This is a genomic window from Salinivibrio costicola subsp. alcaliphilus (genome assembly GCF_001996185.1).
GTDB lineage: Bacteria > Pseudomonadota > Gammaproteobacteria > Enterobacterales > Vibrionaceae > Salinivibrio > Salinivibrio costicola.
Genome location: NZ_MUFR01000052.1, coordinates 1 through 15,638 on the forward strand (window position 1 = coordinate 1; position 15,638 = coordinate 15,638).

Annotated in this window: 15 protein-coding genes and 1 riboswitch; of the genes, 10 read left to right on the forward strand and 5 right to left on the reverse strand. The window is 48.2% G+C overall.

Going from position 1 to position 15,638, the window contains the following annotated elements:
- Positions 1–101 precede the first annotated feature (101 nt).
- The 5 genes from ugpE to panP all read left to right on the forward strand — a co-directional run bounded on the left by ugpE (position 102) and on the right by panP (position 5,506).
- Complete coding sequence (ugpE, locus tag BZJ21_RS13850) at positions 102–950, forward strand: sn-glycerol-3-phosphate ABC transporter permease UgpE (RefSeq protein ID WP_077670077.1); 849 nt, start codon at positions 102–104, stop codon at positions 948–950.
- Positions 951–2,054: a sn-glycerol-3-phosphate import ATP-binding protein UgpC gene (locus tag BZJ21_RS13855; RefSeq protein WP_077670078.1), complete on the forward strand. Its 1,104-nt coding sequence runs from the start codon at positions 951–953 to the stop codon at positions 2,052–2,054.
- 32 nt (positions 2,055–2,086) lie between these two features.
- Positions 2,087–2,884, forward strand: coding sequence for an HAD family hydrolase (locus tag BZJ21_RS13860; RefSeq protein WP_077670079.1), 798 nt, complete (start codon positions 2,087–2,089; stop codon positions 2,882–2,884).
- 233 nt (positions 2,885–3,117) lie between these two features.
- Positions 3,118–3,639: a hypothetical protein gene (locus BZJ21_RS13865; protein ID WP_021023736.1), complete on the forward strand. Its 522-nt coding sequence runs from the start codon at positions 3,118–3,120 to the stop codon at positions 3,637–3,639.
- A 220-nt stretch (positions 3,640–3,859) separates the two neighbouring features.
- Positions 3,860–5,506 (forward strand): pyridoxal-dependent aspartate 1-decarboxylase PanP, encoded by a 1,647-nt coding sequence (gene panP / locus BZJ21_RS13870; protein ID WP_021023735.1) that lies wholly within the window; start codon positions 3,860–3,862, stop codon positions 5,504–5,506.
- Positions 5,507–5,553: 47 nt separating this feature from the next.
- Here panP and BZJ21_RS13875 read toward each other — a convergent pair whose 3' ends face one another.
- From BZJ21_RS13875 to BZJ21_RS13895, 5 genes are all read right to left on the reverse strand, one after another.
- Entirely contained in the window at positions 5,554–5,997 is a 444-nt protein-coding gene (locus BZJ21_RS13875; protein ID WP_021023734.1) for a hypothetical protein, read from the reverse strand.
- 83 nt (positions 5,998–6,080) lie between these two features.
- Complete coding sequence (locus BZJ21_RS13880; protein WP_077461145.1) at positions 6,081–6,551, reverse strand: DUF2947 domain-containing protein; 471 nt, start codon at positions 6,549–6,551, stop codon at positions 6,081–6,083.
- 137 nt (positions 6,552–6,688) lie between these two features.
- Entirely contained in the window at positions 6,689–7,258 is a 570-nt protein-coding gene (gene hutZ / locus BZJ21_RS13885) for a heme utilization protein HutZ (protein ID WP_077670080.1), read from the reverse strand.
- A 2-nt stretch (positions 7,259–7,260) separates the two neighbouring features.
- Positions 7,261–7,797 carry a heme utilization cystosolic carrier protein HutX gene (gene hutX / locus BZJ21_RS13890; protein WP_077661013.1) on the reverse strand — a complete coding sequence of 179 codons (537 nt, stop codon included), beginning with the start codon at positions 7,795–7,797 and terminating at the stop codon, positions 7,261–7,263.
- A gap of 112 nt (positions 7,798–7,909) precedes the next feature.
- Entirely contained in the window at positions 7,910–9,967 is a 2,058-nt protein-coding gene (locus tag BZJ21_RS13895; protein ID WP_077670081.1) for a TonB-dependent hemoglobin/transferrin/lactoferrin family receptor, read from the reverse strand.
- A gap of 209 nt (positions 9,968–10,176) precedes the next feature.
- Between BZJ21_RS13895 and BZJ21_RS13900 the strand changes: the two genes are divergently transcribed.
- The 5 genes from BZJ21_RS13900 (at position 10,177) to BZJ21_RS13920 (ending at position 15,177) form a co-directional block, all read left to right on the forward strand.
- Positions 10,177–11,025, forward strand: coding sequence for a heme/hemin ABC transporter substrate-binding protein (locus BZJ21_RS13900; protein ID WP_077670082.1), 849 nt, complete (start codon positions 10,177–10,179; stop codon positions 11,023–11,025).
- A gap of 2 nt (positions 11,026–11,027) precedes the next feature.
- A complete protein-coding gene (locus BZJ21_RS13905) occupies positions 11,028–12,062 on the forward strand; it encodes a FecCD family ABC transporter permease (RefSeq protein WP_077670083.1) in 1,035 nt (344 codons plus the stop codon).
- Positions 12,062–12,838: a heme ABC transporter ATP-binding protein gene (locus tag BZJ21_RS13910; RefSeq protein ID WP_158075541.1), complete on the forward strand. Its 777-nt coding sequence runs from the start codon at positions 12,062–12,064 to the stop codon at positions 12,836–12,838. The genes BZJ21_RS13905 and BZJ21_RS13910 overlap by 1 nt, the downstream gene beginning before the upstream one ends.
- Before the next feature lie 315 nt (positions 12,839–13,153).
- Positions 13,154–14,158: a substrate-binding domain-containing protein gene (locus tag BZJ21_RS13915; RefSeq protein ID WP_077461138.1), complete on the forward strand. Its 1,005-nt coding sequence runs from the start codon at positions 13,154–13,156 to the stop codon at positions 14,156–14,158.
- 178 nt (positions 14,159–14,336) lie between these two features.
- A riboswitch (cyclic di-GMP riboswitch) is annotated at positions 14,337–14,438 on the forward strand.
- A gap of 145 nt (positions 14,439–14,583) precedes the next feature.
- Positions 14,584–15,177 (forward strand): TfoX/Sxy family DNA transformation protein, encoded by a 594-nt coding sequence (locus tag BZJ21_RS13920; RefSeq protein WP_077670084.1) that lies wholly within the window; start codon positions 14,584–14,586, stop codon positions 15,175–15,177.
- Positions 15,178–15,638: the final 461 nt, after the last annotated feature.

Sequence of the window (15,638 nt, forward strand, 5' to 3'; positions counted from 1 at the left end):
TTACTGTGACTCTTCCTGAGATCGCAGGGTCTTTGACGTCTCGTATTAACGATAACTTTCAGATGTTCAATCATGCATCTTCAAGTTAATTGGGTATACTAATGGTTGAACGTCGCCCTTGGCTTACTGTGTTCTCGCATCTGGTGTTGATTCTGGGTGTGGCCTCTGTTGCGTTGCCCGTGTGGCTTGCGCTCACCGCCGCCACTCATGATAGCAGCGCGTTTGTGAGTGGTGTCACCCCATTATGGTTTGGTGACAAAGGCTTATCTGTGTTTACAGAAGTACTCACCGAAGGGACATCGCGTGAGTTAAATATCACCGTAGCAGGCATGTTATGGAATTCATTTTTAATGGCGATGGGCATATCCATCGGCAAACTGGCTATTTCAATTTTGTCGGCCTATGCGGTGGTCTATTTCCGTTTTCCTGGCCGCATGCTGGCATTTTGGATCATTTTTATGACCTTAATGCTTCCTGTTGAAGTACGAATTATGCCGACATTCCAGGTCATTGCCGACCTCAATATGTTGAATTCCATGTCGGGCCTAACGATTCCACTGATCGCCAGCGCCACCGCGACCTTTTTATTCCGGCAGTTCTTTATGACCGTGCCGGGGGAAATGCTGGAAGCCGCCCGCATGGACGGTGCAGGTCCGTTTAAATTTTTTAAAGATATTTTATTACCCTTATCGCGCACCAATATTGCCGCGCTGTTTGTGATCACTTTTATCTATGGGTGGAACCAGTATTTATGGCCCATTCTGATCACCACGGATGACGAGTATTACACCATCGTGATGAGTATTCAGCGCATGTTGTCTGTTGGCGACGGTGAAGTGGAATGGAACCGCGTCATGGCAACCACATTAATGGCAATGCTACCGCCTGTATTGGTGGTTTTGGGCATGCAAAAACTATTTGTTAAAGGCTTAGTGGAGACGGAGAAGTAAATGGCAACGGTAACCCTCGATCAACTTCAAAAAACCTATCCGAATGGGTTCAAAGCTATTCATGGTGTCGACTTGGCCGTACAAGATGGCGAGATGATTGTCTTGGTCGGCCCAAGTGGCTGTGGTAAATCCACATTACTGCGCATGATTGCGGGCCTGGAGGCCATCTCGGATGGCGACTTAATTATCGACAACAAGCGAGTGAATGATCTGGAGCCGGGTGAGCGTGATATCGCGATGGTGTTTCAAAATTATGCGCTTTACCCGCACATGAGTGTGTTTAATAACATGGCTTACGGATTGAGAAACCGCGGCACCCCAAAAGCGGAGATTGAAACATTGGTCAACGAAGTCGCGACCATGTTGGAGCTTGCTCACTTGCTAGATAGACGCCCCAATCAACTGTCTGGTGGCCAACGTCAGCGCGTGGCAATGGGCCGTGCAATTGTTCGTCGTCCCAAGGTGTTCTTGTTTGATGAACCCTTATCCAACCTGGATGCTAAGCTACGTGTTCAGATGCGTTTAGAAATAAAAAGCCTGCAACGAAAACTCAAGACGACAGCGGTCTATGTTACCCACGATCAGGTTGAGGCGATGACGCTAGCCGACCGGTTAGTGGTGTTAAATGGCGGCAACGTCGAGCAAATTGGTACACCGCTGGAAGTCTATGATGCGCCCGCCAGCCTCTTTGTTGCCACCTTTATTGGCTCTCCGGCGATGAACATCGTCGACGGACAAATCCACAACCACACCCTATCCATCGGTCATCACGCACTGGCTTATTGCGAGGGCACAACCGCATCATCAGTGTGTGTTGGGCTACGGCCTGAACATTTAAAAATCGTCCCTAACGACCAGGCGCAATTTACGCTATCGGTGACCTTAACGGAGGCGTTAGGGGTCGATTTGTTGGTCTATGGTCACATCGCGGACACGGATAGTCTGATCACCTTGCGCTTAGAAGGCCATAGTAAAGTGATGGAGGGCGATCAACTACCGTTAGCGATTGACCCGCACAATTTGCATGTCTTTGCGGCTGAAAGCGGTAAACGGCTGACGCTTGATGTGAAAGCGCTTAGCGATGAGCGGGTTGTGGCGATTTAATCTTTAGGAACATACTTTAGGAGCATAGCGTCATGCCAATTCAGTGTTTGCCTTTGTCATCGATGCATCAACACGCCGAACGCTGGCGCGATGTTCAGTGGCTGTTTACCGATGTTGATGACACCTTGACGTGGCAAGGGGCACTTCCGTGGCAAACACTGAAGGCATTAACCGAATTGCGTGACGCGGGGATCCGTGTAGTACCCGTGACAGGGGCCTGTGCAGGTTGGTGTGATCACATCATTAACGCTTGGCCTGTCGATGCGGTCATCGGTGAAAATGGTGGCGTGGTGATGTGGCATGAAGATGGCCGACGACAGACAAAAATCAGCTACACCGCCCAGCAAGCACAACCCGGGCTGCGCGATTGGATTGATCACTTACTCGAGCAGTATCCAAATCGTACCCTCAGCGCCGATCAAGCCTACCGCCACTGTGAAGTGGCCATTGATATTGGTCAGCATACCCAACGTGCGCCACAATTCGAAGTCGATGCATTGCTTGAGGCACTCCACGCATATGGTGCCAAAGCAACGGCTAGCTCTATTCATATTAACGCATGGTTGGGTACCCATAATAAACAACAAGCGACGCTGGATTGGCTTTTGCGTTACGGTGTCACAGAAAAGGCTGCCCCTCAACAGGTTGCCTTTATTGGTGACTCACGCAACGATAACGACATGTTTGCCTACTTTCCGCTCAGTGTTGGGGTCGCCAATATTGCCCCCCACCTTGCTGCACTCGATACCCCACCCACCTGGATCACAGAGGCACCAGGTGGGCTGGGCTTCGCTGAATTTGCATCCTGCTGGTTATCATTAGTGCGCTAAGCCGATCTTTTTTACTTTCGTCACTGAGAGCAACGACTAACTGAGGGCAGCTTCACAGCTTTTCTGCTACAGGGCTTTTTATATCAATGTGTTATTTAACTTTGTCGGTAGGTCGTTCTACAATGTGGGCGTTTTATCATAATAATGATGCCCAAGCCTCACTGTTTGCGCACCTCGCATGGTTAGTGCGTATAATTATTAAGCGCAAACACGATAACGATTAGGAAAATGCTATGAAACGCTATGCCCTTGCACTGGTCGCAGCCTTGTTGCCGATGATGTCACACGCGGCACCGGTAGAAAACGCAGACTGTTATTCAGCCAAATATCATGACTACGTTGATGCATCAATTAACTGGTATCAAGCATTAGTGGAGATGACCGTTGAAAAAGACGCCTCTTTGGATGAGGTAGCCGACTGGTTTTTACGCGGCCGCACCAACCACTTTAATCTGAACGCACAAGCTTTTGACTATTATTTAAATAATGACAGCGCCAAGCTCAATCTCGATGCGCCGGTTGAATCATGGCTAATGCTCTCGCAAGAAGATGTTAAAACCCTGTCGCAAAGCTCACTGCCGCCGTCGTCACTGGCGAAAGACGTGTTTGCTTTTCGTCAAGGAGAGTCAATGGAAGGTAACTATGCGCTACGTAGTGCCCTCGCCGACCTTCTCAGCCACCCTAAAGAAATCGACAAACCATTGAACCAATATAACGATCAGATGGTAAGCATTAACGATCGTCAATGTCAGTAAGTCTGCATCAATCAACAATGAGCCGGCAATTGTCGGCTCTTACCGTCATCATATTCGTTGCTTATGCGGCTTTTGCTGTCATCAAACGATAAAAAAGCCTGATTGCCGCGCATTTTTTTGCTATGTTGTGGCCATTTTTCAGCAAGTGATCGTGTGCATAGCCTTTGTTTGATCAGGGTTTTCACCGTTTGAACAGCTAAGCAGATAAAAGAAGAACGTCATGGCCATACATAATAAAGCCGCGGACGCGACGCCCGAAACCTTACACCGGATTTTCACTGTCCCCGAAGCGCCAGACTCAACGCTCAGTCAAATTGAGCAAGAAATCTCGCAGAATCTTAATCGATTTTTACAAAATCACATTACGGCTACCGAGCGTTCGCTGGCAGATATCGAAAGTGATTTTAGTAATCCCGCAATTCCTGAAGATCCTGCCTTCGTGTCGGATCACACGCAGTTTTTACTCGATAAATTGGTGGCCCAGTCCGTTCACACCGCCTCGCCGCGATTTATTGGCCACATGACCTCTGCCCTGCCGTATTTTTTAATGCCGTTATCAAAAATCATGATTGGCCTTAACCAGAATACGGTCAAGATCGAAACCTCGAAAGCGTTTACTCCGCTCGAGCGTCAAGTGCTTGGCATGCTGCATAATCTGATTTATCAGCAAGATGATGCCTTTTATCAAAGCTGGATGCACAGCGCCAACCACTCGCTGGGCGCATTCTGCTCGGGGGGAACAGTCGCCAACATTACCGCGCTATGGGTGGCGAGAAATAACGTCCTTAAGCCTGATGGTGAATTTCCTGGCATTAACAAAGCAGGCTTGTTTGGTGCAATGCGTCACTATGGTTATCGCGATTTGGCCATTCTAGTGTCTGAGCGGGGCCACTATTCATTGGGAAAAGCCGCCGATGTGCTAGGGATTGGCCGCGACCAATTGATCTCCGTGCCCGCAGATAACCAAAATCGCATTTGCATTAATGCACTCGAAGACACTATTACGCAACTGAATCGCGATAATATCAAACCGGTGGCCATCGTGGGTGTCGCTGGCACGACAGAAACCGGCAGTATCGATCCACTCAATGCGTTAGCTGATATTGCTGAGCGAGAAGGCATTCATTTTCACGTGGATGCCGCCTGGGGTGGTGCCACGTTAATGTCGAATAACCAGCGCCATAAGCTGGCCGGTATTGAACGTGCTGATTCGGTGACCATTGACGCCCATAAACAGCTGTATGTCCCTATGGGCGCCGGTATGGTGCTGTTTAAAGATCCTTCCGTGGTCGCATCCATCGAGCACCACGCCGAGTATATTCTCCGTAAAGGGGCAAAAGACCTCGGAAGTCATACGCTTGAAGGCTCTCGCAGCGGTATGGCGATGTTGGTATTTGCCTGTATGAATATTATTTCTCGCCGTGGCTATGAGCTGTTGATTGATCAAAGTATCGATAAAGCAGCTGTGTTTGCCAAGATGATTAGCCAACACCCGGATTTTGAGCTGATCTCAGAGCCAGAGCTTTGTTTATTGACCTATCGGTTTGTTCCCGCTCGTGTGCAAGCGGCCCTTGCGGTGGCTAATGAAGAGCAAGTCGATTTGATTCATAACTTGCTCAATGATCTGACTAAATTTGTGCAAAAACGCCAGCGTGAATCAGGTCAAACGTTCGTCTCACGGACGCGTCTCACGCCAGAGCAGTGGCAGCGGCGGACGACCACAGTGTTTAGGGTGGTACTTGCTAACCCACTTACCACACAAGAGATTCTGCACGAGGTGTTAGTTGAACAAGCTGCGATTGCGCAAGAAAGTGAGTTCGCTTATCCGCGACTGATCACCTTGGCAGACAGTATTCTAAAGAGCTAGCCAAACATTGCGGCGTGCGCAGGCAGTCACATTCAGTGGCTGCCTAATTATTTGAGCGGTCCTGTTTTGGGGATATTGGTTGACTGCAAACAGTGCGTCTGGCTTAGCGCCGTCTCACGCTGATGCTCAATGTCTAGCTGGGCTTGTTGCCATTGTATTTGCACCTGTGGCGCTGTCATTGCGCGCCCTGGCTCTGAAAATAAAAAGCGTTGCAAGGTATGATCAAATTCAGCAGTGTTTTCTTGCTCGCTATACGCGATCCCCATTAATTCGAACGCACGCGCTTTTTCTCGCGCGGTTCCAATCACTGTGTATCGCTGCGCGGTATCCAGCGTATTATCATAGCGACAATGAATCAGATCTTGCTCGGCTCCCCGTAATGCTTCGTTTAAGCCAATGGTACTGTAATTGCGCCACAGATCCGACATATTAGGTAACGAGCACCCAACCAGTAAGACCGACAAACACACGGCAGCGATTATTTTTATCATCTCTGATCCCTATACGATGACGCTATGGATTGGACATGCGGTTTATCTTTCTATTAACGGCCACGTCGTTGATGACTTGAACGTCAGTCACGTTGACCGATCACTACTTCACCTGATTGCTCAAACATCGCAACCTCTTTGCGACGACGACCAATCAAGATGGGTTTGTCATCATAGAATAGAAAGTTTTTCCAATATTGCTTGAACACGCCCCAGCGAGTTTCGACGATATTATGTTTGTCGTAACAAAAGTAGACCGTAATATTGTCTTCCCAAGGAAAATTGGACACAAAGTCTTCAGGCAGATCATCATCGTTGTCCCACGCATGTTGCCAGACCAGCCGTTGAGTCCAAACGTTTTGATGGGTGGGCCAATCTTGCTTACCAAAATGATCCGGTGTCGGGCTATCTTTACTGATAAATTCTTGCCACAACTGCGCCGCACGCGTCTCTGTCATGGGTTTAATCTCAGCAAGATCTTGCTCTGGGATAGGGAGAGATTGATGGGTGAAAATCCACTTTCTTTTGTAGTCAGATAATGGGATGTAATTCATGCTGCTCGTGGTTATCGGCTTGGTAATGGCGTTTACTTTACCATAATTGCAGCGAGGTTGTTACCAAGCCCAATACCGATAATAAAGAGAAAACGGCAATGCGAAACACATTGCCGTCTCACCCTTCATCAACTCGATTAGCCGTTAATGACGAGCTCATCGGTAGTTTTAATGTCATTGTCTTCGCCGATTTTACGGTGGCCTTGATCAAGGTGCACCATATCAACAAAGTCGTCACTGCCAACCTGAAACGCTCGGCCAAATCCTTTCACATACAGGCCGTTTTCTGGCGCCAGACGGAAGAGGCGAAAGTCTTCTAACCCACTCAAATTATCGATAATATCGCCAAACCGCGCTTTCAATGCATCAATGCCAACTTGCCAAGTCGCGGTGTTACGTTCCACCATTTCAGCTCGTGCATCAAAACTAAGACGTTGACGAGCAAAAATCTGTTTCGCGCTCCCTTCATCTTCGATCATCATCAATGACAAGTTTGGGTTTTCTTGCAGGTTGCGTGCGTGACGGGCAATTTCACTGATCAGGATATAAAAGCCATCTTCACGCTGAGCAAAGGGGGCATAACTGACATTGGGTTTGCCTTTTGTATCCAATGTTGCAAGCTGTAATGTCCGGCAGTTTGCACGAAATTCTTTAATTTCAGGGCCAAGGCGGTTTTGTAGCCGTTGTTGTTTAGTCGCTTGATCCATAGTTATTGCTCCGATTCTGTTTGTTGTGAGGTCGCTAACTGCGTTTTTAGTTGGTTAAAGGCATCAATCTGATTGTCGAGAAGCTGACGTTTTTCATCACGCCCGAGATAGATCTTAAAAATCGAATCGCCTTGTTCGGTAAAAAAGCCGATGTAATGGGTTGTCTTGCCGCGAAAGGGTTTGCTGACAAAAGCAATGCCCGCCATGCGTTCTAATTTTAAGTGGCCATGCATCTCACCGGGCTTACCCATTAAGTTGTAATAGCCGTAAGCGATTTTTCCTTTGGGGAACGGCGCTTTTACTTCAAAGATCGAGCCGCCGGAATGCACAATCGCCGTCACAGGCCCGTCCCATCCGGCCACCTGCATGAGCACGGTTTCAGCATGTTGCCCATCGACCCAAGTTTGATAATTTGCGGGCATGGCGCGTACCACTTCCCCCTCACTCACACCTAGCGTTGCTGCCATATCGGCAGGCAGCATCGAGGCATTCTCGGTCAGTAGCGCACTGACCTGCTCCGTTAACGTAGTGGTTGTCATTGATCACTCCCAGCCTATTTTTATTGTGATAGGTTCTATCAGTGTGGGCAGGCGTTCACCTGCCCTTTGTACGAGTCGTTAAAGTTGGTAACGAGCTAAATTTGGTAACGAGCTAAAATTGGTAACGAACATTAAATTTGATATCGCGCCCTGGTGAAGCCACTTGCGCCCAAGCTTGGGTATATTGCTCGTCGGTTAAGTTATCGATCGCTAAATCAAACTTCACGCCATCCCAAGCGCCATTGGGACTGTAGCTTGCATACACATCCCACAGGGTGTAGCCGTCGTAAGTGTTGGCATCGTTAGTGTCGTTTTGATCGGCATAATGAGAGACTCGACCGCCGACACTCACTGGTAACGTCGCCAGCGCATAGTCGGTTTCTGCGACAAACTTGTGAGCTGGGATGTTATCGAGATAGCTACCATCATTCTTATTCTTGCCTTCGGTTTGGCTGTAGCTTAGATTATTGGTAAAGCCACCGAGTTGGTGATGTAGGCTTAGTTCGATGCCTTCCAGTTTGGCATCTTTAACGTTTTCACGCGTTGTAGTGCCGCCCATGAAGTCAACGTTCATATCAATAAAATCGTCAACATCGTTGCGGAACAGGCGCGCATCAACATAAGCATTGTCGAAATAGCTCGTCGGTGTAAATTGGTACGTGATGGCTAATTCTTTATTGGCACTGTGCTCAGGTTTCAAGTCCGGATTCGGTATAAATCGATTGATCAACTTTGTAGGCCCCATAGGAACCACAAAGTGAGTACCACTGGCATACATTTCTTCTAAGCTCGGTGCACGAAAAGCTTCGCGATAGCTGGCAGTCAATGCTAGCTGTTCGGTTGCGTTCCATGTCAATGCCGTCGATGGGGACCACGCATGATCGCGGCTCTCACTATCCAGTGATGTCGGCCGATTATCTTCACCTTTGTATGAGTCAAATCGAACACCCGCTTGCCAACGAATCTGATCGAATACAGGAATATTTATTTGACCAAACGCCCCTATACTTTCTGCATTTGCATCTTGTCCTGCCGGACGCTCTCCAGGTGCACTACTGTCATCACGTTTCGTTTCATAACTATCGCGATATAAATCCAGACCTGTAATTAAATCGATATTTTTTATGTTGGACGTATTCGTGATAGAGAAGCCTATGGTTTGGGTCTCATTATTGTCACGTTCTTGCGATGCAACACGGTGCTCTTTCATCTCAGTATTATTGAAATACAACTGAGAGTTAATATCGACCCAATGACTGGCGGGACTATAATCGTAGGCAACGGAAAGGCTCTGGTCCCTTGTTTCCCGGTATACTAACGGATAAGAACCTGACGGCTCTTTGACTGAGGGATTTGATGGAGACATATCATCAAGTTCGCCTTGACGAGCAGTGAACGTCCATTGGTGATCTAAAGATGGTGTGTAACGGACTTTAGCAAAACCACCTTTTTCTCTATCCGCTGAATAAGACAAGGTTTTGCCGTTGCCTAGTTGGTTATCATCACTATCGTGATAGTAGCTTTGTACCAGCCAATCAACCGTCTCTGTGCGTCCAAACACCGCGCCGCTGGTGCGTGAGGCATTATTGTTGCTGTGGAATCCTTGTTTAAGGTAACCACCTACGGCCTGATCACCGGAAAGAAAATCGCTGGCTGATTTGGTGTTTTGGGCAAACACGCCTCCCAAAGCACCGGAGCCCCACAGAGTGCTCGATGGGCCACGGACCACCTCTACCGAGCGGAGTAACTCAGGATCAATAAATAGACTGGAGCGGTGACCAACAGAAAAATTCTGACGCGCACCATCAACAAGCTGCACCACGCGGCCGTTTTCGCTGCTTAATCCACGAATAGTCACAGACTGAGCGGCATCGCGCCCGCCACCAAGCACAGAGACATTGGGTAGGTGCCGAATTAAATCCGTGACGTTACTTCCTTGCCTTGTCTCAATCTCTTCTTGTGACACCGTGCTGACGGCAACAGCGCGATTCGCTTTTTGCGCGTCCATACGACTGGCATACACAGACACCGTTTCTGTTTGGTTGCCATTTTGTTGCCCGCCATCGGCGGCCATGACGGGTGAAGTGAGGCTTAATGTGCCAAGCGCAAATCCGATAGCGAGGTTTAGGTGGCTCGGACGTGGTATCAAAATATCCTTTTTCAATGTCATTTCAGTGCTCTCTGGTTCAACTACAAATGAGAATCATCATTATTTTTGCAAGATTGTATTGATCGAGAACAGCAATGTAAACGATAATTGATATTAATTAGTTATGTAACTAATGATTACAAATGTGCAGTGAACGATAAATCACTGTCAATGACACCGCATTACCTTTGACCAATAAGCCACTGATAAAGCGAAAATAAGGATTTAACATGGCCACCGCCGCAGTAAGAGTGATAGCTCTGTTCAGTACCCTCATATCTCTATCGATTCATGCCTCGCCACGCATCGTCAGTGCGGGCGCCAGTGTGACTGACTTGCTCGTTGAACTTGGCGCGCAATCACAAATTGTTGGTATTGATGCCACCAGCCAATTACAAGAGAAAGACATGCCGAGCGTGGGCTATCATCGCCAGCTCGCGGCGGAAGGTGTACTTTCGCTATCCCCCGATCTTTTAATTGGTTCAGAAGAAATGGGCCCAGCACCGGTGTTATCAACACTCCGTGATGCCGGGGTCAAGGTGGTGACGTTATCGAGTACCCCGACGGTCACTGCCCTCAAGCAACGTATTCATACCTTGGCGGAGTTAACGGCGACACAAGCGAATGCCGAACCATTGATCAACGCCATGGATGACCAATTAGCCAAGCTAGAAACCCGAGCGTCAGCATCAAACACATCCACGCTCAACGGTCTTTTTCTCTTGGTTCACCAGGGACGACCTGCCAGTGTCGCCGGCGCTGATACCACTCCAAATACCTTGATTGAATTGCTCGGTGCCACGAACCCTGCGGCTGAATCCGTCACCAGCTATAAGCCACTTTCACCCGAGGCGCTGCTTGGCTTTAATCCTGACTTTATTTTGGTCATGCAACGCTCACTCGATCAGCTTGGTGGTATGCAAGGGCTGGCAAACGCCGTCCCGTTGCTATCAAGCACACGAGCGTATAAAAACAATCGCATCATCGCTGTGGATGGCCGTGTATTAGTGGGTGGATTAAGTCTGAATACTCTTGATGAGGCCCTGCGCATTCAAACCCATTTAACCGGAAACCAATAGTAATGCACGCTTACTTTCGTGAAACGCATCAGCGGCTCTTCCCTGTGTTGATCACTGTTTTGTTCATCGTCACTGTGATGTCGATAGCCGTGGGACAGTGGCAACTTGGGTGGCTCGTCAGTTTACAAAGCTTGAGCCCTTGGCAAAGTGATGTCGCACCGCATATCTTGACCATCGTGCAACAGGTCCGCTTACCACGCACCTTATTGTGTTTGTTCGTTGGCGCACTTCTGGCAGTATCTGGCGCATTAATGCAAGGGCTATTTCGCAATCCGCTTGCGGATCCGGGGATCATTGGAGTCTCTGGAGGGGCGTCTTTAGGCGGCGCGTTGGGATTGTTGCTGTTATCCTGGGGCAGCCTTAACGTCGGTTTTACCCTCTCGGTGCCGCTATTTGCCTTTTTGGGTGCGCTGGTCGCCACCTTGTTTGTTTATCGTATTGGCACAACATCGATGGGAACATCGGTTACCGTGATGTTGTTAGCCGGTATTGCCATTAGTGCCTTGTCGGGTGCGGCGCTCGGGTTAATCAATTACGTTGCTGATAACCAAACATTGCGTGATATCGCCTTGTGGTCAATGGGATCGCTCACTGGCGCATCGTGGGGACTCATCGCGTTAACGGGCGTTGCATCCGTTACCCTCACGCTTTTTGCCTATCGCTGCGCTCCGCATATCAACGCCTTATTACTTGGCGAAAACGAAGCTGCGTATCTTGGCATCAATGTTCATCGCCTAAAGCGCTTATTGATCATTGCAACAGCCGCTGGAATGGGCGTGTCGGTCAGTGCCGCAGGATTAATTGGCTTTATTGGCTTGGTTGTACCGCATATTGGCCGTCTATTGGCTGGGCCAGATCATCGCACCCTGATCCCTTTATCGGCGATATTGGGCGCCCTTTTATTGACGCTTGCTGATATTATCGCACGAATCATTGTTGCGCCGGCAGAGCTGCCAGTGGGGATCATCACCGCACTTATGGGGGCACCCTTCTTTTTATGGCTTTTGATCCAACAACGACAAGCAGTGGTGCATTAATGTCTGATATTGCCCTCAATGTTCGTGATTTAAGTTACTCGCTTAACGGACGCCAACTGCTTAATCGCATCAATGTTTCCTTTGCTGCAGGCCAATTACATGTGTTGCTCGGGCCAAATGGCGCGGGGAAAAGCACCTTACTCAAACAAGTGATGAGTGACAGTCATCCATCAGGCCAGGTTGATTTTTGGGCCATGCCTAAAGCCGCATGGCATGGTGAGCGCTTTGCTAAACAGGTCGCCTTTCTTCCCCAAAGTAGTGGCTTAACCTTTGCGTTTACGGTCAAAGAAGTGGTTCAAATGGGGGCGACACCGTTACAAGCGAATCAGGCGCAAATTGCCGCCCTCGCCGATGAGCAGTTACAGCAGTGGGATATCACCCACCTTGCTAACCGGCCTTATCCTATATTGTCAGGCGGTGAAAAACAGCGAGTCCACATGGCACGCATTGCTTTGCAGTTAGTCCAAACCGATCCAACGCGGGCCATCATGCTACTCGATGAGCCTACATCGGCGCTCGATATTACCCATCAGCATTACACGCTACAACGCTGTCGATCGCTTGCCGATCAAGGGATGACAGTGGTCTTGGTGCTGCATGACCTCAATCTTGCCAGTCGCTACGCGGATCGCCTGTATTTTCTCAAACAAGGAGAGATGATATTAACGGGTACCCCATGGCAATGTTTTGAGAGTGAACAGGTCGCAAAGATTTATCAGTATCCGCTTAAGGTCATTGAGCACCCAGAGCATGCCTGCCCATTGATCGTGACCTAGTGCCTGAGTTATTGCTATCAAGGTGGGATCTTGCCAGCGTCGCCATGAGACTTTTGCATTGATAACCGCCTAGCTGGGTCACAAAACCGTCTGTTGATGATCGTTCGCTCATCAGACCAATTGCGACTAGGCGGCAACCTAAGTAAACTGAGACCGCAACCGATTAGCTATGAGAATGGATGAAATCGGATTCGTTACCTTCGCAACCGTCTGATGGGCTGGGATTGTGAAAGACAGCGCCGCTGCGTATCAGCGGCGTTTTTCTGTAAGGTCGCGAGTAACGATCCCAAGGCTTCACAATATAGAAGAATTAAGATGGCAACGATTAAAGATGTCGCGCGTCTCGCGGGTGTTTCAACCACCACGGTCTCACACGTTATCAATAAGACCCGCTTTGTCGCCGAAAAGACAACAGAAAAGGTTTGGCAAGCCGTTGAAGACCTGAACTATGCACCGAGTGCTGTGGCTCGTAGTTTAAAATGTAATACGACACGTACGCTCGGAATGCTGGTCACTAAATCGACCAACCCATTTTTTGCCGAGCTCGTGCACGGTGTAGAAGACTATTGCTACGAGCAAGGCTACACGCTAGTTTTGTGTAATACCGAAGGCAACCTTGAAAAGCAGCGCGACTATTTGCGTATGCTGTCAGAAAAGCGTGTCGACGGTTTAATTGTGGTGTGCTCGGATCTCAATGAAGATCTCATGCTACTGCTAGAGAAAAAGCGTGACCTACCCATGGTCGTCATGGATTGGGGCAGTCACCACATTGATACCGATCGGATTGAAGATAACGCGGAACTAGGCGGCTATCTGGCAACCAAACATTTTATTGACAACGGGCATACCCAAATTGGTTGTATCTCTGGGCAAATGGATAAGAACACCTGTAAGCAACGGCTTGCAGGATTTTATCGGGCCCTGAAAGAAGCTGATATCCCCGTAAATCAAGACTGGATCATTGAAGCGGACTTTGAAGCGAATCAAGCAAAAGTCGCCGCTCAGCAGTTTATTGCCATGGAAAACCGTCCTACGGGAGTTTTTTGTTTTAATGATATCATGGCGTTAGCGGCGATAAGCACCTTCAACCAGGCGGGTATTCAGGTGCCAGATGATATCTCTGTCATCGGTTATGACAATATTGATCTGACTGAATATTACTCACCACCGTTGACGACTGTCCATCAACCTAAACGACAACTGGGCAAGACTGCGGTTAAACTTTTACTCAGCCGGATCAATGATAACGATACGCAGCAGCAAGTGTTTGAAATGGATTTATCATTAATCAGTCGAGACTCTGTAAAAAACCTAACCTAATGGTTTATCGCGTTTTTTTATGTAAAGCCACGCCCCTATGACGGTCGTGGCTTTTTTGATTTACTATGGATAAGAGCTTTTACTTTAAATTATCAGTTACATACTTATTGAACCAATATCACATTTTGTATGCGTAGAGAGGGCGACATCTGTGTCCAATTATTATATCCTGGACAACGTTTGAACAAGGCAAACCATCGCGAAAGCATGGGACGCAAAGCCTCCGGCCTAATGATTCTGGCGTCACTGTCAGGGATTCAATGGTAGCGGGGCTGCCAGCGCTGTTGTTTTTATTGCTGAATCAAGTGTCAGCAAACGAACGGATCAAATCGAATATTTGATGCTTCGTTGACAATCTTGTCTGTTTGCCTTGTTAGACTGCGACTTTATTTTTAGGCATTCACATTCATCGAGATTGTTATTAAATGGATAAACCTGCTTTAAAAGACGCGATGCGTTTATTTGCCGAGTTTGGCAATATCAAATCCCGATCCATGTTCGGCGGATTTGGACTTTTTTGTGAAGACACCATGTTCGCCCTCGTGGTCAATAACACCCTCCACCTTCGTGCCGGTAAAGAAAACGAGGCCTTACTCAAACAGCAAGGCTTAACGCCATATGTGTACAAAAAACGTGGATTCCCGGTCGTCACCAAATATTTTGCTATTCCTAGCGCTTGGTGGGACGATCCAGAGCGACTATTGGCCGAAGCGAAAAATGCCCTCGACGTTGCTATCCAGGATCGTTCTATGAAATCGGCAGCGACACCGTCAAGGCTCAAAGATCTCCCTAATCTACGATTAGCCACCGAACGAATGCTTAAAAAGGCAGGCATAGACTCGCCAGAAACATTGCAAAAGCACGGTGCCGTCGGCGCTTATAAAGCACTGAGATCTGCTCATGAAACACAATTAAGTCTCGAGCTTTTGTGGTCGTTAGAAGGGGCGATTACCGGTAAACACTGGTCGGTAGTGCCACCCCAACGCCGTCAAGAATTATTACAACACTTAGAAAAATAACCTCTCACAGTCGCCTCTGTATAACTCTCTACTCTTTTCTGTGAGCAATGTTTGCGTTCAACACCGCCTTCTGGCGGTGTCGCTTTATTCTATTAACTCGTTGACATGTCTCTATGCCCTTCCTTTTGCGTCATCATCTTATCGAGTGTGCTTTTCTTTCCGTCGACTCTAGTTCGTGGGGATTAATCGACGTTTTTTGATTTTATTGGCGATTTTTCGTTTAACTGAACGTTTTTAGCGATCGATACGGTCTTGTTAGAGGTAAGATCGACAGCACAGTTCGCTGATGAGCTATAGTGATTTCTGGTGTATAAGCAAAAAAGAATGCGGTGTAACCTGTTGATTGATCTTGCCAGATCAACGTAAGCGGTTAATAAACCCCACATACCCATAAGACACGGGCTTTGCCATAGTACCTTTTTGAGCGGAGGTACCATGAAACAAGCACAAAAACGCGCGCA